Origin of the sequence: Roseateles chitinivorans, assembly GCF_050632235.1 — a bacterium.
GTDB lineage: Bacteria > Pseudomonadota > Gammaproteobacteria > Burkholderiales > Burkholderiaceae_C > Roseateles > Roseateles chitinivorans_A.
The window spans coordinates 3936597-3958653 of sequence record NZ_CP192584.1 but is presented as its reverse complement, the minus strand read 5'-3'; the positions used below and the strand labels follow the sequence as shown (position 1 = coordinate 3958653).

Annotated in this window: 21 protein-coding genes and 1 pseudogene; 19 read left to right on the top strand and 3 right to left on the bottom strand. The window is 70.3% G+C overall.

All coding sequences use genetic code 11. The features are described from left to right. Window positions 1–47: 47 nt before the first annotated feature. The gene (locus ACQ859_RS18220) at window positions 48–572 is read right to left on the bottom strand and encodes a sigma-70 family RNA polymerase sigma factor (protein ID WP_431257304.1); all 525 of its coding nucleotides are present in this window, start codon (window positions 570–572) and stop codon (window positions 48–50) included. Window positions 573–687: 115 nt separating this feature from the next. Between ACQ859_RS18220 and ACQ859_RS18215 the strand changes: the two genes are divergently transcribed. The 4 genes from ACQ859_RS18215 (at window position 688) to ACQ859_RS18200 (ending at window position 3834) form a co-directional block, all read left to right on the top strand. Then, the gene (locus ACQ859_RS18215; RefSeq protein ID WP_431262106.1) at window positions 688–1533 is read left to right on the top strand and encodes a 4'-phosphopantetheinyl transferase family protein; all 846 of its coding nucleotides are present in this window, start codon (window positions 688–690) and stop codon (window positions 1531–1533) included. Window positions 1534–1698: 165 nt separating this feature from the next. Then, the gene (locus ACQ859_RS18210; RefSeq protein ID WP_431262105.1) at window positions 1699–1977 is read left to right on the top strand and encodes a hypothetical protein; all 279 of its coding nucleotides are present in this window, start codon (window positions 1699–1701) and stop codon (window positions 1975–1977) included. Next, window positions 1967–2242: a hypothetical protein gene (locus ACQ859_RS18205; RefSeq protein ID WP_431262104.1), complete on the top strand. Its 276-nt coding sequence runs from the start codon at window positions 1967–1969 to the stop codon at window positions 2240–2242. The genes ACQ859_RS18210 and ACQ859_RS18205 overlap by 11 nt, the downstream gene beginning before the upstream one ends. Further along, window positions 2239–3834: a PepSY-associated TM helix domain-containing protein gene (locus tag ACQ859_RS18200; protein WP_431262103.1), complete on the top strand. Its 1596-nt coding sequence runs from the start codon at window positions 2239–2241 to the stop codon at window positions 3832–3834. The genes ACQ859_RS18205 and ACQ859_RS18200 overlap by 4 nt, the downstream gene beginning before the upstream one ends. Here ACQ859_RS18200 and ACQ859_RS18195 read toward each other — a convergent pair. Then, window positions 3831–4397 carry a DUF4865 family protein gene (locus tag ACQ859_RS18195; protein WP_431262102.1) on the bottom strand — a complete coding sequence of 189 codons (567 nt, stop codon included), beginning with the start codon at window positions 4395–4397 and terminating at the stop codon, window positions 3831–3833. The genes ACQ859_RS18200 and ACQ859_RS18195 overlap by 4 nt on opposite strands. 259 nt (window positions 4398–4656) lie before the next feature. Between ACQ859_RS18195 and ACQ859_RS18190 the strand changes: the two genes are divergently transcribed. Next, window positions 4657–5046, top strand: a complete 390-nt coding sequence (locus ACQ859_RS18190) for a RidA family protein (RefSeq protein ID WP_431262101.1) — start codon at window positions 4657–4659, stop codon at window positions 5044–5046. A gap of 115 nt (window positions 5047–5161) precedes the next feature. Next, on the top strand, window positions 5162–6184 hold the full coding sequence (locus tag ACQ859_RS18185) for a helix-turn-helix domain-containing protein (RefSeq protein ID WP_431262100.1): 1023 nt from the start codon (window positions 5162–5164) through the stop codon (window positions 6182–6184). Between the two features lie 82 nt (window positions 6185–6266). Here ACQ859_RS18185 and ACQ859_RS18180 read toward each other — a convergent pair whose 3' ends face one another. Then, window positions 6267–7121 (bottom strand): SDR family oxidoreductase, encoded by an 855-nt coding sequence (locus tag ACQ859_RS18180; protein ID WP_431262099.1) that lies wholly within the window; start codon window positions 7119–7121, stop codon window positions 6267–6269. A 104-nt stretch (window positions 7122–7225) separates the two neighbouring features. On the opposite strand from ACQ859_RS18180, the gene ACQ859_RS18175 reads away from it, so the two are divergent. The 13 genes and pseudogenes from ACQ859_RS18175 (at window position 7226) to ACQ859_RS18115 (ending at window position 22049) form a co-directional block, all read left to right on the top strand. Beyond that, window positions 7226–8155, top strand: a complete 930-nt coding sequence (locus tag ACQ859_RS18175) for a LysR family transcriptional regulator (RefSeq protein WP_431262098.1) — start codon at window positions 7226–7228, stop codon at window positions 8153–8155. A gap of 37 nt (window positions 8156–8192) precedes the next feature. Then, window positions 8193–8498 carry an NIPSNAP family protein gene (locus ACQ859_RS18170; protein WP_431262097.1) on the top strand — a complete coding sequence of 102 codons (306 nt, stop codon included), beginning with the start codon at window positions 8193–8195 and terminating at the stop codon, window positions 8496–8498. A 229-nt stretch (window positions 8499–8727) separates the two neighbouring features. Continuing rightward, window positions 8728–10371, top strand: a complete 1644-nt coding sequence (locus ACQ859_RS18165; protein ID WP_431262096.1) for a lectin — start codon at window positions 8728–8730, stop codon at window positions 10369–10371. A gap of 297 nt (window positions 10372–10668) precedes the next feature. Continuing rightward, window positions 10669–11268, top strand: coding sequence for a sigma-70 family RNA polymerase sigma factor (locus tag ACQ859_RS18160; protein ID WP_431262095.1), 600 nt, complete (start codon window positions 10669–10671; stop codon window positions 11266–11268). Then, window positions 11265–12038, top strand: coding sequence for an anti-sigma factor (locus tag ACQ859_RS18155; RefSeq protein WP_431262094.1), 774 nt, complete (start codon window positions 11265–11267; stop codon window positions 12036–12038). Before ACQ859_RS18160 ends, ACQ859_RS18155 begins: the two co-directional genes overlap by 4 nt. A gap of 76 nt (window positions 12039–12114) precedes the next feature. Then, window positions 12115–13083, top strand: coding sequence for a c-type heme family protein (locus ACQ859_RS18150; RefSeq protein ID WP_431262093.1), 969 nt, complete (start codon window positions 12115–12117; stop codon window positions 13081–13083). Further along, window positions 13080–14354, top strand: a complete 1275-nt coding sequence (locus ACQ859_RS18145; protein ID WP_431262092.1) for a serine/threonine-protein kinase — start codon at window positions 13080–13082, stop codon at window positions 14352–14354. Before ACQ859_RS18150 ends, ACQ859_RS18145 begins: the two co-directional genes overlap by 4 nt. 41 nt (window positions 14355–14395) lie before the next feature. Then, window positions 14396–16705 (top strand): annotated as a pseudogene (locus ACQ859_RS18140) (ATP-dependent DNA helicase); the annotation flags it as partial. A 36-nt stretch (window positions 16706–16741) separates the two neighbouring features. Continuing rightward, window positions 16742–17848 carry a zinc-binding metallopeptidase family protein gene (locus ACQ859_RS18135; protein WP_431266588.1) on the top strand — a complete coding sequence of 369 codons (1107 nt, stop codon included), beginning with the start codon at window positions 16742–16744 and terminating at the stop codon, window positions 17846–17848. Continuing rightward, on the top strand, window positions 17845–18738 hold the full coding sequence (locus ACQ859_RS18130) for a transglutaminase-like domain-containing protein (RefSeq protein WP_431262091.1): 894 nt from the start codon (window positions 17845–17847) through the stop codon (window positions 18736–18738). The genes ACQ859_RS18135 and ACQ859_RS18130 overlap by 4 nt, the downstream gene beginning before the upstream one ends. Before the next feature lie 85 nt (window positions 18739–18823). Then, window positions 18824–19564 carry a GntR family transcriptional regulator gene (locus ACQ859_RS18125; RefSeq protein WP_431262090.1) on the top strand — a complete coding sequence of 247 codons (741 nt, stop codon included), beginning with the start codon at window positions 18824–18826 and terminating at the stop codon, window positions 19562–19564. Between the two features lie 88 nt (window positions 19565–19652). Continuing rightward, on the top strand, window positions 19653–20537 hold the full coding sequence (locus tag ACQ859_RS18120; protein ID WP_431262089.1) for a Bug family tripartite tricarboxylate transporter substrate binding protein: 885 nt from the start codon (window positions 19653–19655) through the stop codon (window positions 20535–20537). A 141-nt stretch (window positions 20538–20678) separates the two neighbouring features. Next, on the top strand, window positions 20679–22049 hold the full coding sequence (locus ACQ859_RS18115; RefSeq protein WP_431262088.1) for an MmgE/PrpD family protein: 1371 nt from the start codon (window positions 20679–20681) through the stop codon (window positions 22047–22049). The last annotated feature ends 8 nt before the right edge of the window (window positions 22050–22057 follow it).

Sequence of the window (22057 nt, the reverse complement as noted above, 5' to 3'; positions counted from 1 at the left end):
AGACGCTCACCCAGTGCCCATCGGGCGCGCAGATGACGCGCCGCGTGTCAGTCGTCCGCCAGCAGGTGGCGGCAACCGGCGATGGCCCGGGCGGCCTCCGCGATCCAGGCATTGACCAGGCCGAGCGCACATCCCATGCGCTGCGCGATCTCGCGCTGGGTCAGGCCTTCGAGGCGATAGAGCTCGAACGCCTGCCGCGTCTGCGCGGGCACGCAGCCCAGCGCGCGGTCGATGGAGCAGATCACCTGCTTGTCGCGCATCGATTGCTCGGGCGAGACCGTGTCGGGAATGTCCAAATCGTCGGCCTCCACATCGAAGGCGCGGTAGTTCGCCTCGACGCTGTGCTTGCGGCAATGATCGAGCGCCATGTTGCGGACCACGCGCGTGCAATAACCCAGCGGCCGGTCGGCCTGACGCGGCGATTCCCCATGGGCCAGCTTCAGGTAGGCGTCCTGGAGCACGTCGTCCGCCTGCTCGGGCGTGCGCACGATGCCCTGCGCGATCCGCCGCAGCCGTGCCCGGTTCTCGATGAAGACGTGGGTGAGCCCCGGTTCGAGGCACTCGATGGTCATGACAGTGGTACTCCCTGTGACTTCGAGGTCACTTGAATGATAATAATTCTCAACAAGGCGCGACTCTACCGTCATCGCGCCCCGATTCCCGCTATCCCGCCGACCGATCAGGGGCATGACACCAGCGCTTCATATCGCAACAGTTGGAGACGATGCGTTCGTGCCCGCCGCTGTGTGCGACACCGCACCGACGGTGCGCGAACAACTGCGTCGCCAGGACCCGGCGCGTCTGCGCGAGATCGACGCCTGCATGACGGCGGCGCCGCATGTGCTGCCCGCGTGGGTCGTCGGGCGCGGCATCGATCTGGGGCAACTGGACCGGCTGACGCAAGACCTGGCCCTCGACGGACTGCCGCCGGCGATACGACGGTCGAGCCGCGCCCGCCAGCTCGGTTATCTCGGCGGCCGACTGTGCGCCGAGACGGCGTTGCTCAGCCTGCCGGACCGGCGCGGGGATCCGTGCGCGGCCCCCGCTGCAACCCTGGCCGCGGCCATTCCGATCGGCGACGGCGGCGCGCCCCAATGGCCGGAGGGCGTGATCGGCTCGATCGCCCATACCCGCGATGGCGCCTGGGCCGTGGTCGCCGCCAGTGCGGCGTGCATGCGCCTGGGCATCGACAGCGAGTTCATCGTCGACGAGGGCGGTTGCCGCGACATCGTCACGCTCTGCTGCACGCCGCGGGAGCGCCTGCGCTGGTTCGAAGTCGCGGACCCGCTGCGCGCCACCCTGCTCTTCTCGGCGAAGGAAAGCATCTACAAGGCGATCCATCCGCAGGTGAAGCGGTTCGTCGACTTCGATGAGATGGAGATGGTCGGGATCGACGCGCTGCCCGGCTTGCTGTGCCTCCACTTCCGAGCGACGCCCGAGGGGCCGCTCGCAGGACGGATCCCGGCGCTGCGGGTCCATGCCCGGCTGATCGGCGACAGGGTGCACACCGCGATCGCCGAACACCAGGACTGAGAGGCACGACCTGGCCCCACGGCCGGCAGGCCGATGAAACGGCGCGAGGACGTGGCGCGAGCAACTGCTCACCATCCGTCCCAAGCGTGCAGTCGAGAATTCCTCGCATTTGAGAATTGGTTGCATTTACACTGCGCCGCTTCAACATTCGCACGACTTCGCAAGATGTCCCTGCTCTACCTCGCGCTGGCGATGGCCGCGGCGATCGCCTTCTATCTGGGAAGCCGGCATCAGACCCTGCGCGTGGTGACCCACCCCCGGCGTCTGCGACTGGCGGGCGGGCTGCTGCTGGTGCTGGCCTGGGTCGCGGCCTGGCGCGCGCTCGGCTTCTGGGGCGGCGGCTTCGCGATGCTGACGGCTTTCATGCTGACCGCCGTGGCCCTGCCGTACCTGAACGCCTGGGTGGCGGGTCGCCGGGACGGGGAGACGCGCCATGTGGGGTAAATCGCTGGCCGCGGCCCTGCTGGGCCTGCCGCTGACGGCGGCCGTCATCGGTCTCGTGACCCTGAGCTGGCCCGGACGCTCCGAGGTCGTCACCCTGCCCTGGCTGCTGATGTCCTTCCCGCTGTGGATTGGCGTGATGGCGACCGTCTTCACCGCGCGCAGCGGTCTGCGGGCCTGGGCGTGGATGGGCGGGCTCACGGTGCTCGGCTACGCGCTGCTGCACGGCCTCAAGCTGGTCGGCTGGATCCAGGTCGTCGCCCCATGAAGATGAAGCTCAATCCCGCCACCCTGCGCAGCTTCCTGGCGCTGCACACCTGGGTGGGCCTGGCGGCCGGACTGCTGCTGTTCATCGCGTTCTACGCCGGCGCGATCACCGTGTTCACGCAGGAACTGGACGGCTGGCGCCGGCCGTCGGCCGAGGTCGACCAGGCCGCCAAGATGGCGCGCGCGCAGATCCTGCTCGACAAGGTCCAGCTCGCGCATCCGCACTCGCACAACCTGAAGCTGCAGCTGTCGCCAGCCGATCCGGAGCTCGACTGGTACAACGAGAACTACACCGAGCACCGCCGGTACGTGCTGGGCGCATCGGGACAAGACCTGACCCCGGCGGCGGCGCACGGCGGCTTCATCCAGCTGATCTACGAACTGCACTACACCGCGGGACTGCCCGCGCCTTGGGGCACGCGGCTGTTCGGGATCGCCTGCGTGCTCTACGGCCTGGCCCTGGTCAGCGGCATCGTCATCCACGCGCCGGTGCTGCTGAAGGACCTCTTCGCGCTGCGTGCCGGACGCAACCTGAAGCGCCTGTGGCAGGACGCGCACAACGTCATCGGGCTGCTCTCGCTGCCCTTCCACGTGATCTTCGCGTGGAGCGGCGCGGTGCTTGCGATCGGCTACCTGATGCTGGCGCCGTTCCAGTTCTTCGTGTTCGAAGGCAAGCTGCTGAAGATCATCAAGCCCGACCTGCAGACGGCGGCCCACGTGGAGGCCGAGGCGTCCCCGCACGCCCTGCTGCCGCTGACGGAGTTGCTGCGCCGCGGCCGGGAACAGGTGCCGGGCTTCCAGCCCTCCGAGGTGTCGCTGCACGACCCGGGCGATGTGAATGCGCAGGTCACGCTGGTGGGGCTGGTCGACCAGAGGATGCTCAGCCGTCGCGTGGCCGTGGCCCTGAACGGCGCCACGGGCGAGGTGCTCGGCGTGGACCAGCCGAGCACCTACTCGCCGGGCAAGCGCTTCCTGAACGGGCTGACGTCGCTGCACTACGGCAACTTCGGCGACACGCTGCTGAAGTGGCTGTACTTCGTGCTGGGGCTGGCGGGCGCCTTCCTCTTCTACAGCGGCAACCTGCTGTACATCGAGGCCCGCCGCCGCCATCAGCAGGCGGAGCAGGCGCGCGGTCCGCGACTGATGGCGCGCCTGACACTCGGCGTGTGCCTGGGCTGCATCGCGGGCGTGTCCGCGCTCTTCCTCTCCGGCGCGCTGCTGCGCGACCGGTGGGACCAGACGGTCTACTTCGGCGTGTTCTTCGCGAGCATGGCCTGGGCGTTCATCCGGCCGCCCGCGCGCGGCGGGCATGAGCTGCTGTGGCTCTGCGCCGTGCTGACGGCGGCGATCCCCGCGGCGGCGTGGGTGGCGACGGGTGTCTCGCCGCTGGGCGCGCTGATGGACGGGCACTGGCATCGGGTGTTCGTGGACCTGATGGCGGTGCTGCTGGCGGCGGCCTATGCGCGACTGGCGGCGGCGACGCTGAAGCGCGGCATCAACGGACCGGCGAACAGCGTGTGGGCGCTGGCGCCGAGGACGCACAAGGAACCTGCCCCGCAGGCGACGGGGACCTCGCGCCCGCTTCCGCCCTAGGACTGGGGAGGCCGGGCCGGACGGGAGAAGTACGGCACCTCGTACACACGCCCCCATGAGGCCTCTGGCGGCGCGGTCCAGAACACCGTCAAGGCCTGGCGCCAGGTCGAGGCGTCCAGCGCGGCGATCGCGGTGTGGAAGCCGGGGAGCTCCGCCAACTCCCGCACCCGCGCATCGGCCCTGACCTGCAGTTCGCCGATGTTCTGCGCATCGCCGATGGCGGCGATCTCCTGCGTGGCATGGCGCGGCGTCACCACAGACGCATCGTCCGCCTGCCGGTGGGCCAGCGGCAACCACTGATCGACGACGGGCCGGCCGTACTTGTCGACCAGCGCCTGGAACGCCGCCGAGGACAGGAAGGACTGCATGCCGCCGAGGTCCTCCCAGACATAGAACGGTGAGTAGCGCGCGGGCGCCTGCGCCGTGCGTCCGCTCACCAGGAAACCCTTGTAGCGCAGCCCCGGCAGTTCGTCGAAGCGCGGCCCGATCTCGACGGCGCGCTGGCGGACGGTGTCGATGTCGAAGGTCTCGGGGAAATCGAATCCGTATTGCATGGAAAACATGGCCGCTCCGCGTCGTCAGTGGACAGGGACCGCAGTCTGATCTTGCGGGCCTCGCCGGACAACGTGCCGGACGGCAAAGGGCCGTTGCGGGCCGCGCAAGGCAGCACTAGCCCCCGCTCGACGGTCGACGCGTCGATCGGCGGCCCACTCGGCGACCTGTCGCCGCTTTCGCATTCCGGATAACGCGGCGAGCCCGGAGAAACCTAGAGTCGCACCTCCATCCACGGCATCCGCCCGACTTCGATCGAGGAGCAGTCCCATGAGTTTCCAAGCCATCAATCCTCCAGGACCGGGCATCCCCGGCCTCTCCCAGGCCGCGGCCATCGACGGCGGCCGGCTGTTGCTGCTGTCCGGCCATGTCCCCTTCCGCGCCGACGGGTCGGTCGCGGGCCCGGACTTCGAGGCCCAGCTCGAGCAGGTGTTCTCCAACCTGGCGGCGACGCTGAAGGCCGCCGGCAGCGACTTCGCCCAGGTGGCGAAGCTGACCTACTACATCACCGACCTCCAGCCCGACCTGCTGCCGACGCTGCGCGCCGTGCGGGATCGTTTCATCGACCCGGCGCATCCGCCGGCCAGCACGCTGATCGGCGTGGCGGCGCTGTTCCGCCCCGACGTGCGCGTCGAGATCGAGGCGGTGGCCACGGCCTGATGGCGCAATGGCGCAATGGCGCAATGGCGTAATGGCGTAATGGCGTAATGGCCTGAGCGTCTTCCCGCCGCCTGCGCTCCCTATCGCGGTCCGGTCTCCTCGCCACGGCATCGCGATGCAGAATCCCCGAACGATGGATCCGACGCTTTCCCCTCCCGCGAACCCGCATGTCACCGGCATCACGCGCGACGTGCTGGTCGACGTCGAGGATCAGGCCAGGAGCCTCGCGGGTTGGGGCCAGCGATACCAGCAACTGAGCGGCGGACACTTCCGGGGCTCGATGCTCGGCTGCTCGGTGGACGGTCTCCAGTTCTTCGTGGAAAGCCTGAACCAGTCGACCCATCAGACAGGACCCGGCCCCGCGGGCGCGATCGCCCTGGCCTTCCCGCTGGTCTGTGAAGGTGCGGGGCGCGTCTTCGGGCAGACGTATGACCGGGACACCCTCGTCGCCCTGGGGCCGAGACAGGCCAGCGACTTCCGCTCACCCGCGACGCTTCAGCTGGCGGGCATCGCGATCGAGGCGGACGAGCTGCTGCGGTACGCCGCGTGGTCGGATCGCGAGGCTGCCGTCACCGCCGCGGTCTCCCGCGCCGTGCTGAGCTTGGCGCCTGCGAGCAGCGCGCGCCTTCGCCGCCGCCTGCACGCTGCGGCGCGGCTGGTGGCCGGTGAGCCGGCTGCGCTGCAGCGGGAGGTCGTGCAGACGCTGCGCCACACGCTGCTCAGCGCCTTTGTCGAGGCCGTCGACCTGATCAGCGCCGCCAGCGCCGCGCCAGCCCTCCGGCCGCTGCCGACCACAAGCCGCTCCCGCCATCGCATCGTCCGGGAGGCGGTGGAGTTCATGCGCGCCAGCGTCGACCAGCCGCTCGGCATGGTCGACGTCTGCGCCGCCGTGCGGGTGCAGGCGCGTGTCCTCCAGTACGGATTCAACGAGGCGTTCGGCGTCACGCCGATGGCGTTTCTGCGAGGGCTCCGCCTGCACGGCATCCGGCGCGAACTCCGCGCGTCCACCGAAGAACCCATCGGCGACATCGCGGCCCGCTGGGGCCTCTGGCACCTCAGCCGCCTCGCCGCGGACTATCGCGCGCTGTTCGGGGAATTGCCCTCGGCGACCCGGCGCCGTCGCGCCTCGAGCAGGTAGGTTCTGTCCGACGCCGCCCAGCGTCGCTCGCCCGGGCTCTACGGCGCCATGACCGCGAGATCGGGGGCCCCGTGTCGCGAGGTCAGCCGCGCAAGGCGGCAGCGACGGCGTCGGACAGCCGGGTCGTCGGCCGGCCGAGCAGGCGGGACAGGTCCCGCGAGGCGTCATCCAGTTCCCCCTGTCCCGATTTCACGCTGGCATCGACCACGACGTCGACGATCATCTGCGGCAATCCCCAGCCCTGCAGCGCGGCGGCGAAGTCCGCGGGCGGGAGGTCGCGGTAGGCCACGGGCCGGTCCGACTGCCTCGACACTTCCGCGGCGAACTCGGCCATCGAGAAGCTGTGGTCGCCGACCAGCTCGTAGGTCTTGCCCGCATGACCCGGTTGCGTGAGCACCTCGACCGCGGCGTGCGCATAGTCCTCGCGCGAGGCCGACGCCAGTCTCCCCTGCCCCGAACTGCCGAGGATGACGCCGTGCGTCACCGCATCGCCCAGACCGGCCGTCGTGTTCTCGAAGTACCAGCCGTTGCGCAGCAGCACGGGGGCCAGTCCCGAGCGCTTCAGGTACTCCTCGGTCTGGTGGTGCTCCCGTGCGAGCGACAAGGTGGACGTGTCCGCGCGCAGAATGCTGGTGTAGGCGACCAGCTGGACACCCGCGGACTTCGCCGCGTCGATGGCGGCCTGGTGCTGCCTGAGCCGCTGCCCCGGCACGACGGCCGACACGAGCAGCAGTTTCTCCACGCCTTCGAACGCCGCGCGCAGGGTCTCGGGGCGGTCGTAGTCGCCCACGCGCAGCTGGACGCCGAGGTCGCGCAGCGCGCCGGCCTTCTCCACGTCGCGCACGGTGGCGACGATCTCGTTGGCCGGCAGCTTCTTGAGCAGCTGCCGGATGGCCAGCCCGCCGAGGTGTCCGGCGGCGCCTGTGATGGCAATCATGTCGATCCTTCGTTGGTTTGATTCCAGCCGCCACTCTAGTCATCGGTCCGTTGGCTGAATAATGTTGAAGATCGATGATCGTTATCGAAGGATTGGATACCCCGATGGAAGTCCGTCAGCTGGATCTGTTCCTCCGCGTCGCGGAGTTGGGAAGCATCAACCGGGCCGCCCAGACGCTGCAGCTGTCGCAGCCCGCCTTGTCGCGGCAGATCGCCCTGCTGGAGCAGGACATGGGCGCGCTGCTCTTCAACCGGACGCAGGGCGGCGTGCTGCTGACCGACGCGGGCCGCCTGCTCTCGGAGCGGGCGCGCCCGCTGCTCAAGCAGTTCAACCTGCTGAAGCAGCAGGTCGGCGAGCAGGCTGCAGGACAGCTCGCCATCGGCATGCCGCCGGCCTGGCGGCAGCGGGTCGCCTGCCCCTTCATCGAGGCCATCGCCGCGCAGTTGCCCGGCGTCAAGCTGCGTGTCTGCGAAGGGCTCAGCAATGAGTTGCAGGACGACATGGCCGCGGGCCTGCTGGACCTCGGCATCGTGCCTTTCAGCGCGACACCGGCGCACAGGCACACGCAGACCGCCCTCCTGCGCGAACCCGTCGTCGTCGTGGGCCGCGCCTCCGATCTGCTGACGCCGGACAAGCCGGTGCCCCTGACCGACCTGGACGGCAGGCCCCTGGTGCTCCCCGAGCGGCCGAACGTGCTGCGCGTCCAGCTGGAGCAGGCGATGGCGCGACGCAGCTTCGACTGCCGCGTCGCCGTGGAGACCGACGCGGTCGACATCTGTCTCGACATGGCCCGGCGGGGCGTGGCCCTCAGCGTCGTGCCGGCCTCCGCGCTGTCCGGCATCGCCGGCGACGAGTCGTTCAGCTGGGCGCCGCTGCGGGCCCAGCAGGTCACCTGGGCGCTCTGGGAGAACCAGGCCCGCGCCCACTCGGAGGCGGTCGTCGAAGGCCGGCGGCTGCTCCTGGGTCACATCGGCAGCCTGATCAGGCGCAAGCAGTGGTGGAAGGCCGAGCTGCTGGTCGACTTGAAGGCATGATCGGCGTCCGTCAGACCTTTCTCATCCCGGTCCCGCCATGATCACCTGCCACCTCCGCTACGTCCTCGACCCGTTCAAGCTCAAGGAGTTCGAGCACTACGGCAAGCTCTGGATCCCGCTCGTGCGCCGGTTCGGCGGCGTGCACCACGGCTACCTGCTGCCCTCGGAGGGCGCGAACAACATCGCGCTGGCGTCCTTCTCCTTCCCGTCGCTCGCCGCGTACGAGGAGTACCGGATCAAGTCCCTCGAGGATGCGGAATGCCAGGCCGCCTTCCGGTACGCGGAAGAAACGCGCTGCATCGTCAGCTACGAGCGCACGTTCTTCCGGCCTGTGTTCGAGTGAACAGACGCCCCCGGGGCCAGGTGTTGACGCGTGCCCGGTTCTGCCGATGAGCCGACCCCCACCTCCTAAGAGGTAGAGCCCTTCGCAACCCTCGTTGCATCCCTGCAAGCATTGCAACCGGGCCGTCGCATCCGCGCGCTCCCGACGCACCTCGACACAGCGCCCGGTCACGCGTCCCTACAGTCCCTCCACCTCGACGCCCCGATGGCGTCGCTGCTGGAGAACTCCCGTGACCGTTTCCCGCCGCACCTTCCTCGGTACCGCCGCCGGCGTCGCCGCCTCCGCGCTGCCGCTGTCGCACGCGATCGCCGCCAGTCCGGTCGGCGACGTCGTCGGCAAGATCACCGTCGGCTACCAGGGCTGGTTCGCCTGCGCCGGCGACAGCGCGCCGATCAACGGCTGGTGGCACTGGGCGCAGGACTGGGGTCGCACGCCCTCCCCGACCAACCGCGCGATCATCTCGTGGCCGGACATGCGCGAGTACGCCTCGGGTTACGCCACTGCGTTCGACCGGCTCGGCAACGGCGGTCCGGCGACGCTGTTCTCCTCCTACGACCAGTCCACCGTCGACACGCACTTCCGCTGGATGCAGCAGAACGGCTGCGACACCGCGGCGCTGCAGCGCTTCAACCCCAACGGCGGCGAAGGCGCGACCCGCGACGCAATGGCGGTGAAGGTGCGCAGCGCCGCCGAGTCCTATGGCCGCAAGTTCTACGTGATGTACGACGTGAGCGGCTGGCGCAACATGCAGCCCGAGATCAAGGCGGACTGGCTGAACAAGATGTCCGCGCTGGTAGCGTCCTCGGCCTACGCGCGCCAGAACGGCAAGCCCGTCGTCGGCATCTGGGGCTTCGGCTTCAACGACGACAACCATCCCTGGTCCGCCGCCGCCTGCCTGGACGTCATCAACTGGTTCAAGAGCCAGGGCTGCTACGTGATGGGCGGCGTGCCGACCTACTGGCGCGAAGGCAAGAACGACTCGCGCGCCGGCTACCTGGACGTCTATCACGCGTTCAACATGATCTCGCCCTGGATGGTCGGCCGCATCGGCGACGCGGCCGGGTCCGACTGGTTCTACCAGAACGTCAACCTGGCCGACCAGGCCGACTGCAACGCGCGCGGCATCGACTACCAGCCCTGCGTGCTGCCCGGCGACCTGAGCGTGCGTCAGCGCAAGCACGGCGACTTCATGTGGCGCCAGTTCTACAACATGGTCCGCCTGGGCTCGCAGGGCCTCTACATCTCGATGTTCGACGAGTACAACGAGGGCAACCAGATCGCCAAGACCGCCGAGACCGCGGCCTTCGTGCCCGCCGGCTCGGGCATCCTCGCGCTGGACGAGGACGGCACGGCCTGCTCGTCCGACTACTACCTGCGCCTGACCAACGACGGCGGGCGCATGCTGAAGGGCCTGCTGCCGCTGACGCCGACGCGGCCGACGCCACCGGTGGTCGGCACGACGCCGCCCGTCGCGCAGGTGGTGACGCTGCGCGCCCGCGTGAACAACCGCTACGTGACGGCGGAGAACGCCGGCGCCACGGCGCTGATCGCCAACCGCGACGCCATCGGCGGCTGGGAGCAGTTCGAGCTGCTGGACGCCGGCAACGGCAACATCGCGCTGCGCGCGCGGGCCAACGGCAAGCTGGTCTGCGCAGAAAACGGCGGCGGCTCCGCGCTGATCGCGAACCGGACCGCCGTCGGGCCGTGGGAGTCGTTCAAGCTGATCCGCAACCCGAATGGCTCGGTCACGCTGCAGTCGATCGCCAACAACCGCTACGTCACCGCCGAGAACGCCGGCGCGGCCTCGCTGATCGCGAACCGCACGGCGATCGGGCCCTGGGAACAGTTCGACCTGATCACGGCCGCGCGCTGAGCCCGCGGGCCGCCTGGCGACAGGCGACAGGCGGCCTCCGGTCGCGTCCGATGACGGCGTGGCGGCCCGGTGTTTGCATCCGTCCCGCGAGGAACTCCGTATATCCAGGCATCGACACTACCCATAAAGAGTGGGAGCCTTGCCTTGATCACGCACCATCCGCGGGCAACCGCAATGAAGGCCGCACGCGCGCGATGGGGATGCAGCGCCGTCCGGGCGGCGGTGACGAACAATCGCGCCCAGCCAGTCGTCCGGCCCTCCGGCACGGACGCGACCCCGCGCCCTGATCCCGCCACCATGAACGCCAGCGCCGAAGCCTCCTCGACCGAGACCGCCGATCCCCTGCGCCAGCTGATGGCCCGCGTCGCCCTGCGCGACCGCGGCGCCTTCGAGCGTCTGTACCGCGCCACCTCGGCCCACCTGTTCTCGATCTCGCTGCGCGTGCTGCGCGACGAGGGCCGCGCCGACGAGGTGCTGCAGGAGGCCTACGTCAGCATCTGGCAGAAGGCCGCGAGCTACCAGCCCGACGCCGCGACGCCGATGACCTGGATGATCAACATCGTCCGCAACCGGGCCATCGACGCGCTGCGCGCCGGCCGCAACGAACGCGACAGCACCGTCGAGCTCAACGACGAGGCGATGGACGTCCCCGCCGACGCCAGCGGCGATCCGCACGCCCTGCTCGACGAGAGCCTGACGAAGGCCCGCATCGACCAGTGCATGCTCGCGCTGCCGCCCGCCCAGCGGCAGGCCCTGGCGCTCGCCTACTACCGCGGCATGGTGCACACGGAGATCGCCGAGATGTTGCGGTCCCCGCTGGGCACGGTGAAGAGCTGGGTCCGCCGCGGCCTCGATCAGTTGAAGTCCTGCCTGGACGGCGTGGCGGTGCGCACATGAACTACCTCCGCCCCGAACGACTCGACGCCCTCGCCCGCGACTACGCGCTGGGCACGCTGGCGGGCGGCGCCCGCCGCCGCTTCGAGACGCTGATGCGCGACTCGGCCGCCGTGCGCCTGTCCGCGCAGATCTGGCAGCAACGCCTGTCGGCGCTGGAAGCCGCCACGCCGCCGATCGCGCCGCCGCTGGGCAACTGGCCCGGCATCCAGCGCCGCCTGTTCCCCGACGAGCATCGCCAGGCCGCGGCGTCCGCCCCCTCGAGCGCGCCAGGCGGCTGGTGGCGTTGGCTGATCCCCGGCGGCGCGCGCGGCGCGGCCGCCGTCTCCGGCTGGACCGTCGTCGGTGCCCTCGCCGGCGCCCTGGCCTGCGTGGCCGTGCTGCGCGGTTCCCCGACCTGGATGGAGAGCGTGCAGGCCGACCAGGCCACGCCCGCCAGCTACGTCGGCCTGCTGCACGATGCCAAGGGGCAACCGGCCCTGGTCGCGAGTTCCCGCCGCCACGGCCAGCTGATGACGGTGCGCCTGCTGCAGCCGCTGGCGTTGCCCGAGGGTCAGGTCGCGCGGCTGTGGGCGCTGCCGGACAACGGCGCGCCCTTCCTGCTGGCGACCCTGCCGGCCAAGGGCACCGCGCAGGCGCCCCTGGCCGACACGTCGGAGAAGCTCTTCAAGTCGGTGCGCCGGCTCGCGGTCAGCATCGAGCCTGCGGCCACCGCGCCGGGCGCGCCGCTCACACCCTTCGTCTGGGAAGGCGACTGCGTGAAGGTCTGGTGATCGGCTGATCCGCCGCCGTGAAAGAAATCCTGCCGTCGCCCGCATCCGGGCGGCGGCCGTTTCCGTAGATGGATCCATGAGCCGCATTCCCACTGCCGCCGGACGGACCGGCCCCCGCCCCGCCCCGGGCGCGACGCCCGCCGCCCGGTTCCGTCACCGCCTGCGATCGCTGAGCCTGCTGGTGAAGTTCAACGTGATCTTCCTGGCGGTGTTCCTCGTCGGCCTGGCCGGCACCGCGGTGCTGGCGCGCCACTGGCTGCAGGCCAGCGCCCAGGAACAGGTGACGGATCGCGCCCGGCTGCTGATGCGCAGCGCCGGGGCCGTCAGCACCTACACGGCGGACCACGTCCGCCCGCTGCTGGAGGACCACCTGCGCGAGCGCTTCGTGCCCGAGGCGGTGCCGGCCTTCTCGGCGCACGAGGTGCTGGCCACGCTCTCCAAGGCCTACGAGGATTACGGCTACAAGGCGGCCATGCTCAATGCCACCAACCCGCGCAACCGGGCGGTGAGCTGGGAGGAGGACGTGATCTCGCAGTTCGCGCGCCGGCCCGCGCTGACCGAGTTTGTCGGCCGTCGCGAGACGCCCGGCGGCGAGGCGCTCTACATCGCGCGCCCGATCCGGATCAGCAACGCGGCCTGCCTGGGCTGCCATGCGTCGCCGCAGACCGCGCCGGCCACGCTGGTCGCGCGGTACGGCCCGTCCAACGGCTTCGGCTGGCGCCTGAACGAGACGCTCGGCGCCGAGGTCGTGACCGTGCCCATGACGCTGCCGCTGAAGCAGGCGTCGCAGACCTTCTGGCTGGTGATGGGCGCGTTGACGGCGACCTTCCTGGTCATGGGCGCCGCGCTCAACCTGATGCTGTGGTCGCTGGTGATCCGGCCGGTGACCGGTCTGGCGCGCATCGCCGACCGGGTCTCGCTGGGCGAGGACGCGCCGGCCTTCGAGGTCCGCCCCGGCGACGAGATCGGCGTGCTGGCCGCGTCGTTCGGACGCATGCGCCGCAGCCTGGACCAGGCCATGGCGATGCTGGAGAGCGGGACATGACCGGCAGCGGCCCGGGTTCCGCCACCGGCACCGGCGGCAAGGCGGCGCGCGCCACGCCGCACATCGGCAAGTACCTCGTGCGGGGCAAGCTCGGCGAAGGCGCGATGGGCGTCGTGTACCGCGCCTTCGATCCGCACATCCAGCGCGAGGTGGCCATCAAGCTCATCCGCCGCCAGGTGGAGGACGCCGAGGAGGCGGCCCGCGAAGACTCGACCTCCGCCCGCTTCCGCAACGAGGCGCGGGCGGTCGGGCGCATCGCCCATCCGGGCGTGGTGACCATCCACGACTTCGGCGAAGTGACGAGCGCGGACGGCATGAAGGGGTACGCCTTCCTCGTCATGGAGTTGGTCGACGGCCGCGGGCTGGACCAGATCCTCAAGCGCGAGATGCCGACACCGCCGCTGGCCTGGTCGCTGGGCGTCATGGACCAGTTGCTGGACGCGCTCGCCAGCGCCCATGCCCAGGGCGTCTGGCACCGCGACATCAAGCCCGGCAACCTGCTCATCACGCGCGACGGCCGCGTGAAGCTGACGGACTTCGGCATCGCGCGGATCGCCGACCACCACCTCACGCAGGCCGCGTCGCAGATCGGCACGCCGGGCTACATGGCGCCGGAGCAGATCCTCGGCGGTGCCATCGACCATCGCGCCGACCTCTTCGCCTGCGGCGTGCTGCTGTACCGCCTGGCGACCGGGCGCATGCCCTTCAGCGGCGCGATCGAGGCGGTGATGTACCAGACGCTGCATCAGGCGCCGCCGGCACCGACGTCGGTGCGGCCGGGCGAGCTGCCGGCGGCGCTCGACACCCTCGTGCGGCGCGCGATGGCCCGCGACCCCGGCGACCGCTTCCCCGATGCGGCGGCCATGCGCGCGGCGCTCGCTGCCATCGCACGGGAAGTTTCTGGCGATGGCGCCTTTGCGCCGACCCTGCCGGTCGGGAGCGGAACAGGGACGGGAACCGGTGCAGGAACAGGGACAGGTGCCGGGACTGCGACAGGCAGCGGAACGGGCGCCGGCAGCCGCGCCGGAACGAGGACGGCGGGCGGATTCGATGCCACCCTGATCGCCCAGATCGAGCGCGCGCTCGCGTCCCACATCGGGCCGCTGGCCAGGCACCTCGTGTCGCGCGATCTGGCGCGCAACGGCGAAGGCGACATCGGGACCCTGTCCCGCTCCCTCGCGCGCCATCTCGCCGACGAGCCGGAACGGGCGCAGTTCCTCGCCGCGACCGACGCACTGGTCGCCGCGGCCAACAAGGCGGCAGGAGTCTGAGATACTGTACATAACACCAGTCATCGCCCCTGACCCCCGTCGTGCCCTATACCGTCGCCGTCCGCGAGCTCTGCGAGTTCACCGCCAAGCAGGGCGACCTGGATCTGCGCTTCACGCCCGCGCCGACGGCGCAGGAAGGCATCGCCGGCCACGCGCTCGTGTATGAGCGCCGCGGTCCGGACTACCGGCGGGAAGTGACGCTGAGCGGCGAGTTCGGCGACCTGCGCGTGCGCGGACGCGCCGACGGCTTCGATCCGGCGAGGCGGCGCCTCGAGGAGATCAAGACCTTCCGCGGCAGCCTCGACCGGCAGCGCCCCACGCATCGCCGGCTCCATTGGGCGCAGGCCAAGGTCTACGCGTGGCTGCAGTGCCAGGCCGACGACCTGCCGGACATCGAGGTCGCGCTGGTCTACCTGGACCTCGGCAGCCAGGAGGAAACGGTCCTGACCGAGCGCTGCACGGCGGCGGAACTGCGAGCGCACTTCGAATCGCTGTGCGAGCGATTCCTCGTCTGGGCCGCGCTCGAGCTCGATCACCGGGAACGACGGGATGCAGCACTGCAGGCGCTGAGCTTTCCGTTCGGCGACTTCCGCGTCGGACAACGGCCGCTTGCGGAGGCGGTGTACCGCGCAGCGGCCTCGGGCCGCTGCCTGCTCGCACAGGCGCCGACCGGCATCGGCAAGACGATGGGCACGATCTTCCCGTTGCTGAAGGCCGCGCCCGGACAGCGCCTGGACAAGGTCTTCTTCCTGGCGGCGAAGACCTCGGGCCGGCAGACGGCGCTGGATGCGATCGAGCGGCTGGCGCCGGCGGCACCGCTGCGCGTGCTGGAGCTCGTCGCCCGCGACAAGGCCTGCGAGCATCCGGACCAGGCCTGCAACGGCGAGTCCTGTCCGCTGGCCAGGGGCTTCTACGACCGCCTGCCCGCCGCGCGCTCGGCGGCGCTGCGCATCGGGCAAGACCTGGATACGCATGAGGCGCACGAGCGCGACGGCACAGGCGACGGCCAAGGCGTCGCGTTGACCCGCGACGCCGTGCGCGAGGCGGCGCTGGCCCATGCAGTCTGCCCGTACTACCTGAGCCAGGAACTGGCCCGCTGGGCCGACGTGGTGGTCGGCGACTACAACTATTACTTCGACCACGGCGCGCTGCTCCACGGGCTGACGCAGGTGAACCAGTGGCGCATCGGGCTGCTGGTCGACGAGGCGCACAACCTCGTCGACCGCGGCCGCAAGATGTTCAGCGCGACGCTGTCACCGGAGCGGCTCTACCAGGCGCGGCACTCGGCGGGCGCCTCGGCCTCGCCGCCCGTGCGCCAGGCCCTGGACAAGGTGCGCCGGAGCTGGCGGGCGATCGACAAGGCGCAGGCCGAGCCGTATGCGGCGTACGAGCAATTCCCCGAGTCCCTGCTGAGCGCGCTCCAGCACGGCATCGGCGTGGTCGCGGAACACCTCGCCGCCCATCCCGATGACGCCGACGAAGCGCTGCTCGACTTCCACTTCGAGGCGATGCACCTGGCGCGCGCGGTGGAGTCCTTCGGACCGCACTCGCTGGTGGACGTGCAGAAGCCGGAGGGCTTCCACGCCAAGCCGGGCCTGCCCGTCCTTTGCATCCGCAACATCGTCCCCGCGCCGTTCCTGCGCCCCCGGCTCGCGGCGGCGCAGACGAGCACGCTGTTCTCGGCGACGCTGCAGCCGCAGGCCTTCCACGCGGACCTGCTGGGATTGCCCGAGAACCACGCGAGCGTCGAGGTGCCCTCGCCCTTCGACGCCAGCCAGTTGCAGGTGCATGTGGCGTCGCACATCTCGACGCGGTACCAGCACCGGCGCGCCTCGCTGCAGCCGATCGCCGACCTGATCGCGGCGCAGTACGGCCGCGCGCCGGGCAACTACCTGGCGTTCCTCAGCAGCTACGACTACCTGGAGCAGGTGGCGGCGCTGCTGGCCGAGCGTCATCCCGACGTCCCGCAATGGCGCCAGTCGCGCCGCATGAGCGAAGGCGAGCAGCGCCAGTTCCTCGACCGCTTCACCGTCGACGGTCGGGGTGTGGGGTTCGCGGTGCTGGGCGGCGCGTTCGCGGAAGGCGTCGACCTGCCGGGAAGGCGCCTCATCGGCGCCTTCCTGTCCACGCTCGGGCTGCCGCAGGTCAACGCGGTCAACGAACAGATCCGGGCGCGCATGGAGCAGCTCTTCGGCGCGGGTTACGACTACACCTACCTCTACCCGGGTTTGCAGAAAGTCGTGCAGGCGGCGGGGCGGGTGATCCGCACCACCGAGGACCGCGGCGTCGTCCATCTGATCGACGACCGCTTCGCCCGCGCCGAGGTGCAGCGGCTGCTGCCGGCGTGGTGGGCGCCACCCCTCACTAGCGCGCCCCGGTCAGGCCCCATGCTTGCCAAGGGAGCCTTGACCATGACCTCTCCCCGCGTCTATCGCTGCACCTGTGGCCACCGCCTCTACTTCCGCAACAGTGCCTGCCTGGCCTGCGCGGCACCGCTCGGCTTCCTGCCGGACGACCTGACGCTGCACGCGCTGTTGCCCGGTCCCGCCACCGCGACCTGGCGCATCGCCGGCATCGACGGACTCTTCACCCGCTGCGCGAACTTCCACACCGCCGCCGGCTGCAACTGGCTGCTCCCGCTGGATGACCGGCGTTGCGGTCCGCTGTGCGTCGCCTGTGCGCTCAACCGCACCATTCCCGATCTATCGGACCCGATCAACGCCGAACTCTGGGGGCGCCTGGAGCGCGCCAAGCGGCGTCTGGTCTCGCAACTGCTCGGCCTGCAGCTGCCGGTCGCGCCGAAGTCGGAAGCCGGCGACCGCGGCCTGGCCTTCGACTTCCTGCGCACGCTGCCCGGCCAGCCGCGCGTGATGACGGGGCACGCCTGGGGCGTGATCACCATCAACATCGAGGAAGCGGACGACGCCAAGCGCGAGGCCGCCCGGCAGCGCATGGGCGAGTCCTACCGGACGCTGCTCGGGCATTTCCGCCACGAGATCGGTCATTACTACTGGGACCGGCTGGTCGCCGGCACGACCTGGCACGAGCCTTTCCGCACGCTGTTCGGGGACGAGCGCCTCGACTACGCCGGCGCCCTCCAACGCCACCACGCCGCCGGCCCGCCGCCGGACTGGCCGCAGCGCTTCATCACGTCGTACGCCAGCGCGCATCCCTGGGAGGACTGGGCGGAGACCTGGGCGCACTACCTGCACCTGCGCGACACCATCGACACCGCCGGCAGCTTCAAGCTGCTCAGCACCGTCGACGAGGCACGGCCCCTGCCCTATGGACGGGACGACCTCTGGTCGCCGGGCCACGCCACCGGTCCGGACTTCCTGCGCCTGCTGCGCGACTGGCTCGCCATCACCAGCGTGATGAACGAGATGTCCCGCGCGATGGGCCAGCCCGACTTCTACCCCTTCGTGCTGCAGCGCCGGGTCGTCCCCAAGCTGCACTTCATTCATTGCGTCGTCGAGAACGGCAGGACCCCATGATTCGCCTCGATCTCCACTTCGAACTGGACTACCGCATCGACTCGCCCTCCGGCGATTTCGTGTTCAACATCCAGCCGGCACAGACGGCGGCGCAGCGCGTGCTGCAGGAACAGATCGTCGTGACGCCGGAGGTCCCGTGGCGCTCGGACACGCTCGCCGGCAGCCGCAACCGGCTGCTGCGCATGCGCGCGCCGCAGGGGAACTTCCACCTGACCTATACCGCGAGCGTGACGATCGACCACCGCATCGGCGATCCGGTCTCGATCGAGGAAACGCCGGTCGACGAGCTGCCCAGCGAGTGCCTGTGCTACCTGGCGCCGAGCCGGTACTGCGAATCCGACCGGCTCGTCCAATGGGCCGATGCCGAGTTCGGTCATCTGCCGCCGGGCTACGCCCGCGCCGCCGCGATCGCGCGCTGGGTGCAGCGGCACATCGCCTATTCCGCCTTCGGATCGACGACGCAGACCTCGGCGCTCGACACCCTGACGGATCGCGTCGGCGTCTGCCGCGACCAGGCGCACGTGATGATCGCGCTGTGCCGGGCCTTGTCGATGCCCGCGCGCTACGTCACCGGCACCGACTACGGCGCCGACCCGACCAAGGCGCCCGACTTCCACGCCTATGTCGAGGTCTACCTCGGCCGGCGCTGGTACACCTTCGACGCGTCGGGGACCGGCATCCCGATGGGGTTCGTGCGCATCGGCACCGGCCGGGATGCGGCGGACGTGCCGTTCGCGACCTTGTTCGGCCAGGTCCAGGCGCCGTTCGCGCCGCTGGTCCGGGCGACGGCCTGCGGCGGGTCGGGGCTCCAGTTGCCCGTCGACGTGGGCCTCGCCCTGTCCACCGATGGCGATTCGGCGGGGTGCCACCTCGCGCCGATGGCGGCCTGAGGACCAGACACCGCAGTTCGCACCGTGACGGTAAAGGCCGGGCTCCCGGCCTTGTCGCTTTCGTCTAATCGTATACGATAGACGAATGCTCCCCTGGATCAACGACACCTCCCCCGACCTGCTCGCCGATGTGCGGGACACGTCGCTCGCCAAGCTCGTCCGCGACGAGGTGCTGAACGCGATCCTGCGCGGCGACCTGCCGCCGGGTCAGCGCATCAACGAACCGGACGTCGCGGCCCGCCTGCGCGTCTCCCGTGTGCCCGTGCGCGAGGCGCTGCGCGAGCTCGAGAGCACCGGCCTGGTCGCCGCGCGCAAGCACGCCGGCGTGTTCGTGCGGGTTCTCGATCCCAAGGAAGTCGCCAACCTCTACGAGCTGCGCAGCCTGCTCGACGGCCACGCCGGCCGCCGCGCCGCCGCCCTCGACCGCCCCCGCCGCGACGCGCTCGTGAAGCGCCTCGTGACGCTCGGCCGCGAGATGAAGGCCAACGCCCGCCGCCGCGACGTGCAGGCCTATTACGCCGCCAACCTCGCCTTCCACTGGGCCATCGTGGAGGCCACCGACAACGAGCCGCTGACGCGCACCTACCAGGGCATCGTCCAGCAGCTGCACCTCTCGCGGCTGCGCAACCTGTCGCGCGACGTGGGCATGAAGGTCTCGATCCAGGAGCACGACCAGATCGTCGCGGCGCTGGACGACGGCGACGCCGCGCTGTGCCAGCGCCTGCAGGAACACCACGTCAACGCGGCGCACGGCCGGCTGCTGCAGACGGAAGGCAAGAACGACGGCGACCACCCGATCGACCGCCCCGGCGACGACATGAGCTAGGCCGCGACCGGGCGCGCGCCGGCGCACCTCCCACCAAAGCAAGAACGAGGGCCATCACAAGAGCCCCGCTTCATCCGGAGACAAACCCATGACGAACCGACGATCCGTGCTGATCGCCGCTCCCGCGTTGCTGCTCGCCGCACGACGCGCCTGGGCGGCAGACGCTTTCCCCAGCAAGCCGATCCGCTACATCGTGCCCGTGGCCGCGGGCGGCGGCAGCGACTTCATCGGCCGCGCGGTCTGCGAGCGCTGGGGCCATGTGCTCAACCAGACCTTCGTGGTCGACAACATGGGCGGCGGCGGCGGCGTGATCGCCACGCAGGCCACCGCCAAGGCGCCCGCCGACGGCTACACCCTCATGCAGGGCTACGTGGCCACGCACGGCACCAGCCCGGCCACGCGCAAGCTGCCCTACGACGCGGTCAAGGACTTCAGCCCCATAGGCATGATCGGCGGCACGCCCAACGTGCTGGTGGTCAACACCTCGGTGCCGGTCAACGACCTCAAGGGCTTCATCGAGTACTGCCGCAAGAACCCCGGCAAGCTCAGCTACGGCTCCTCGGGCGTGGGCTCGCTGACGCAGCTGGTGATGGAGCTGTTCAAGCAGCAGTCCGGCGTCTTCATGCTGCACGTGCCGTACCGCGGCATCGCGCCGGCCTTCACCGACCTGATGGGCGGACAGACGCATGCGATGTTCCCGGGACTCGCGGCGGCCCTGCCCCACATCCGCTCCGGCCGCGTGAAGCCGCTGGCGGTCACCGGCACCGCGCGCAACCCGACGCTCAAGGACGTGCCCACGCTGATCGAGGCCGGCTTCAAGGGCTTCGACGCGATGCAGTGGTACGGCGTCGTCGGTCCGGCGGGCATCCCCCGGCCGTCGTCAAGCAACTCAACACCACGCTCAACACCATCCTCACGGCGCCGGACATGCGCGAGAAGCTCGCCGGCGAAGCCGTCGATCCGACCGCCATGAGCCCCGAGCAGTTCGGGCATCACATCCAGGCCGAGGTGGCCTGTTGGACCGCGCTGGCGCGCGACCGCAAGATCCAGGTCGACGACTGAGCGGCCGACCGGACAGACCACCGCAGACACGACTGAAGAACGAGAGAACCCCATGGCACGCAACACCCAGGTCGTCGCTGACCACAACGCCCCGCCCATCACCCAGATCCTCGCCCGCTACGTGGCCACGCATCCGTCGCGCGGCTGGAGCGACGCGGTGGACCACGAGGCCCATCGCACCTTCATGAACTGGGCCGGCTGCGCCGTCGGCGCCGCCGGTCACGAGGCGATGCACGCGGCGCTGTCCGCCATCCGGATGCTGGAGCCGTCCGCGCAGGCCAGCGTCCTCGGCCGCGCCGAGAAGGTCGACATGGCCGGCGCCGCGCTGCTCAACGGCATCAGCTCGCACACCTTCGACTTCGACGACACGCATCTGAAGACCATCATCCATCCGGCGGGTCCGGTGGCTTCCGCCGCGCTCGCGCTGGCCGAGCACCTCGGCCTGTCCGGCCGGCAGCTCATCGACGCGATGGTCCTGGGCATCGACGTCTCCTGCCGCATGGGCAACCTGGTCTACCCGGAGCACTACGACCGCGGCTGGCACATCACCGGATCGACCGGCACGCTGGGCGCGGCGGCGGCCTGCGCGCGGTTGCTCGGCCTGGACGAGCACCGGACCCAGATGGCGCTGGGCATCGCCGCCTCGCAGCCCATCGGCCTGCGCGAGCAGTTCGGCACCATGACCAAGCCCTTCCACCCGGGCGGCGCGGCGCGCGCCGGGCTGTTGTCGGCGCTACTCGCGAAGCACGGCTACACCGCCAGCCCGCGGGCGCTGGAAGCGCCGCGCGGCTTCGCGCAGGTGGTGTCGACGAAGTACGCCTGGAACGAAGCCACCGACGAACTCGGCGAGCGCTTCGAGATCTCCTTCAACACCTACAAGCCGTTCGCCTGCGGCATCGTCATCCACCCGAGCATCGACGCCGCCGTGCAGCTGCGCGAGCAGGGCGTGAGGCCCGAGGACGTCGAGCGCATCGAGCTCAAGGTGCATTCGCTGGTGCTGGAGCTGACCGGCAAGAAGGAACCGGCGGACGGCCTGCAGGGCAAGTTCAGCGTCTATCACGGCGTGTCGGCCGGGCTGATCTTCGGCCGCGCCGGCGAACCGGAATACGACGACGCGATCGTCAATCGCGAGGACGTCGTCGCACTGCGCCGCAAGGTCGTCGCGACGGTGGACGACAGCATCGACGAGGCTTCCGTCGACATGACCGCCGTGCTGCGCGACGGCCGTCGTGTCCACGTGTTCGTCGAGCACGCGATCGGCTCGCTGCACAAGCCGATGAGCGACGCGGCGCTGGAGGCGAAGTTCCATTCGCAGTCCGACGTCGTCATCGGCGCCGCGCGCAGCGACGCGCTGATCGCGGCCTGCTGGAATCTCGGCGAACTGGCCGACGTGCGCGAGCTGGCCGCGCTGGCGCGTCCCTGAGCGCGATC

What these genes read in the sequence shown, in the direction of transcription:
- ACQ859_RS18135 (WP_431266588.1), top strand. Translation starts at nt 16,742, where the DNA reads ATGCTTGCCAAGGGAGCCTTGACCATGACCTCTCCCCGCGTCTATCGC.
- ACQ859_RS18120 (WP_431262089.1), top strand. Translation starts at nt 19,653, where the DNA reads ATGACGAACCGACGATCCGTGCTGATCGCCGCTCCCGCGTTGCTGCTC.
- ACQ859_RS18205 (WP_431262104.1), top strand. Translation starts at nt 1,967, where the DNA reads ATGTGGGGTAAATCGCTGGCCGCGGCCCTGCTGGGCCTGCCGCTGACG.
- ACQ859_RS18155 (WP_431262094.1), top strand. Translation starts at nt 11,265, where the DNA reads ATGAACTACCTCCGCCCCGAACGACTCGACGCCCTCGCCCGCGACTAC.
- ACQ859_RS18125 (WP_431262090.1), top strand. Translation starts at nt 18,824, where the DNA reads ATGCTCCCCTGGATCAACGACACCTCCCCCGACCTGCTCGCCGATGTG.
- ACQ859_RS18190 (WP_431262101.1), top strand. Translation starts at nt 4,657, where the DNA reads ATGAGTTTCCAAGCCATCAATCCTCCAGGACCGGGCATCCCCGGCCTC.
- ACQ859_RS18200 (WP_431262103.1), top strand. Translation starts at nt 2,239, where the DNA reads ATGAAGATGAAGCTCAATCCCGCCACCCTGCGCAGCTTCCTGGCGCTG.
- ACQ859_RS18170 (WP_431262097.1), top strand. Translation starts at nt 8,193, where the DNA reads ATGATCACCTGCCACCTCCGCTACGTCCTCGACCCGTTCAAGCTCAAG.
- ACQ859_RS18160 (WP_431262095.1), top strand. Translation starts at nt 10,669, where the DNA reads ATGAACGCCAGCGCCGAAGCCTCCTCGACCGAGACCGCCGATCCCCTG.
- ACQ859_RS18180 (WP_431262099.1), bottom strand. Translation starts at nt 7,121, where the DNA reads ATGATTGCCATCACAGGCGCCGCCGGACACCTCGGCGGGCTGGCCATC.
- ACQ859_RS18210 (WP_431262105.1), top strand. Translation starts at nt 1,699, where the DNA reads ATGTCCCTGCTCTACCTCGCGCTGGCGATGGCCGCGGCGATCGCCTTC.
- ACQ859_RS18145 (WP_431262092.1), top strand. Translation starts at nt 13,080, where the DNA reads ATGACCGGCAGCGGCCCGGGTTCCGCCACCGGCACCGGCGGCAAGGCG.
- ACQ859_RS18115 (WP_431262088.1), top strand. Translation starts at nt 20,679, where the DNA reads ATGGCACGCAACACCCAGGTCGTCGCTGACCACAACGCCCCGCCCATC.
- ACQ859_RS18150 (WP_431262093.1), top strand. Translation starts at nt 12,115, where the DNA reads ATGAGCCGCATTCCCACTGCCGCCGGACGGACCGGCCCCCGCCCCGCC.
- ACQ859_RS18175 (WP_431262098.1), top strand. Translation starts at nt 7,226, where the DNA reads ATGGAAGTCCGTCAGCTGGATCTGTTCCTCCGCGTCGCGGAGTTGGGA.
- ACQ859_RS18185 (WP_431262100.1), top strand. Translation starts at nt 5,162, where the DNA reads ATGCAGAATCCCCGAACGATGGATCCGACGCTTTCCCCTCCCGCGAAC.
- ACQ859_RS18220 (WP_431257304.1), bottom strand. Translation starts at nt 572, where the DNA reads ATGACCATCGAGTGCCTCGAACCGGGGCTCACCCACGTCTTCATCGAG.
- ACQ859_RS18195 (WP_431262102.1), bottom strand. Translation starts at nt 4,397, where the DNA reads ATGTTTTCCATGCAATACGGATTCGATTTCCCCGAGACCTTCGACATC.
- ACQ859_RS18215 (WP_431262106.1), top strand. Translation starts at nt 688, where the DNA reads ATGACACCAGCGCTTCATATCGCAACAGTTGGAGACGATGCGTTCGTG.
- ACQ859_RS18130 (WP_431262091.1), top strand. Translation starts at nt 17,845, where the DNA reads ATGATTCGCCTCGATCTCCACTTCGAACTGGACTACCGCATCGACTCG.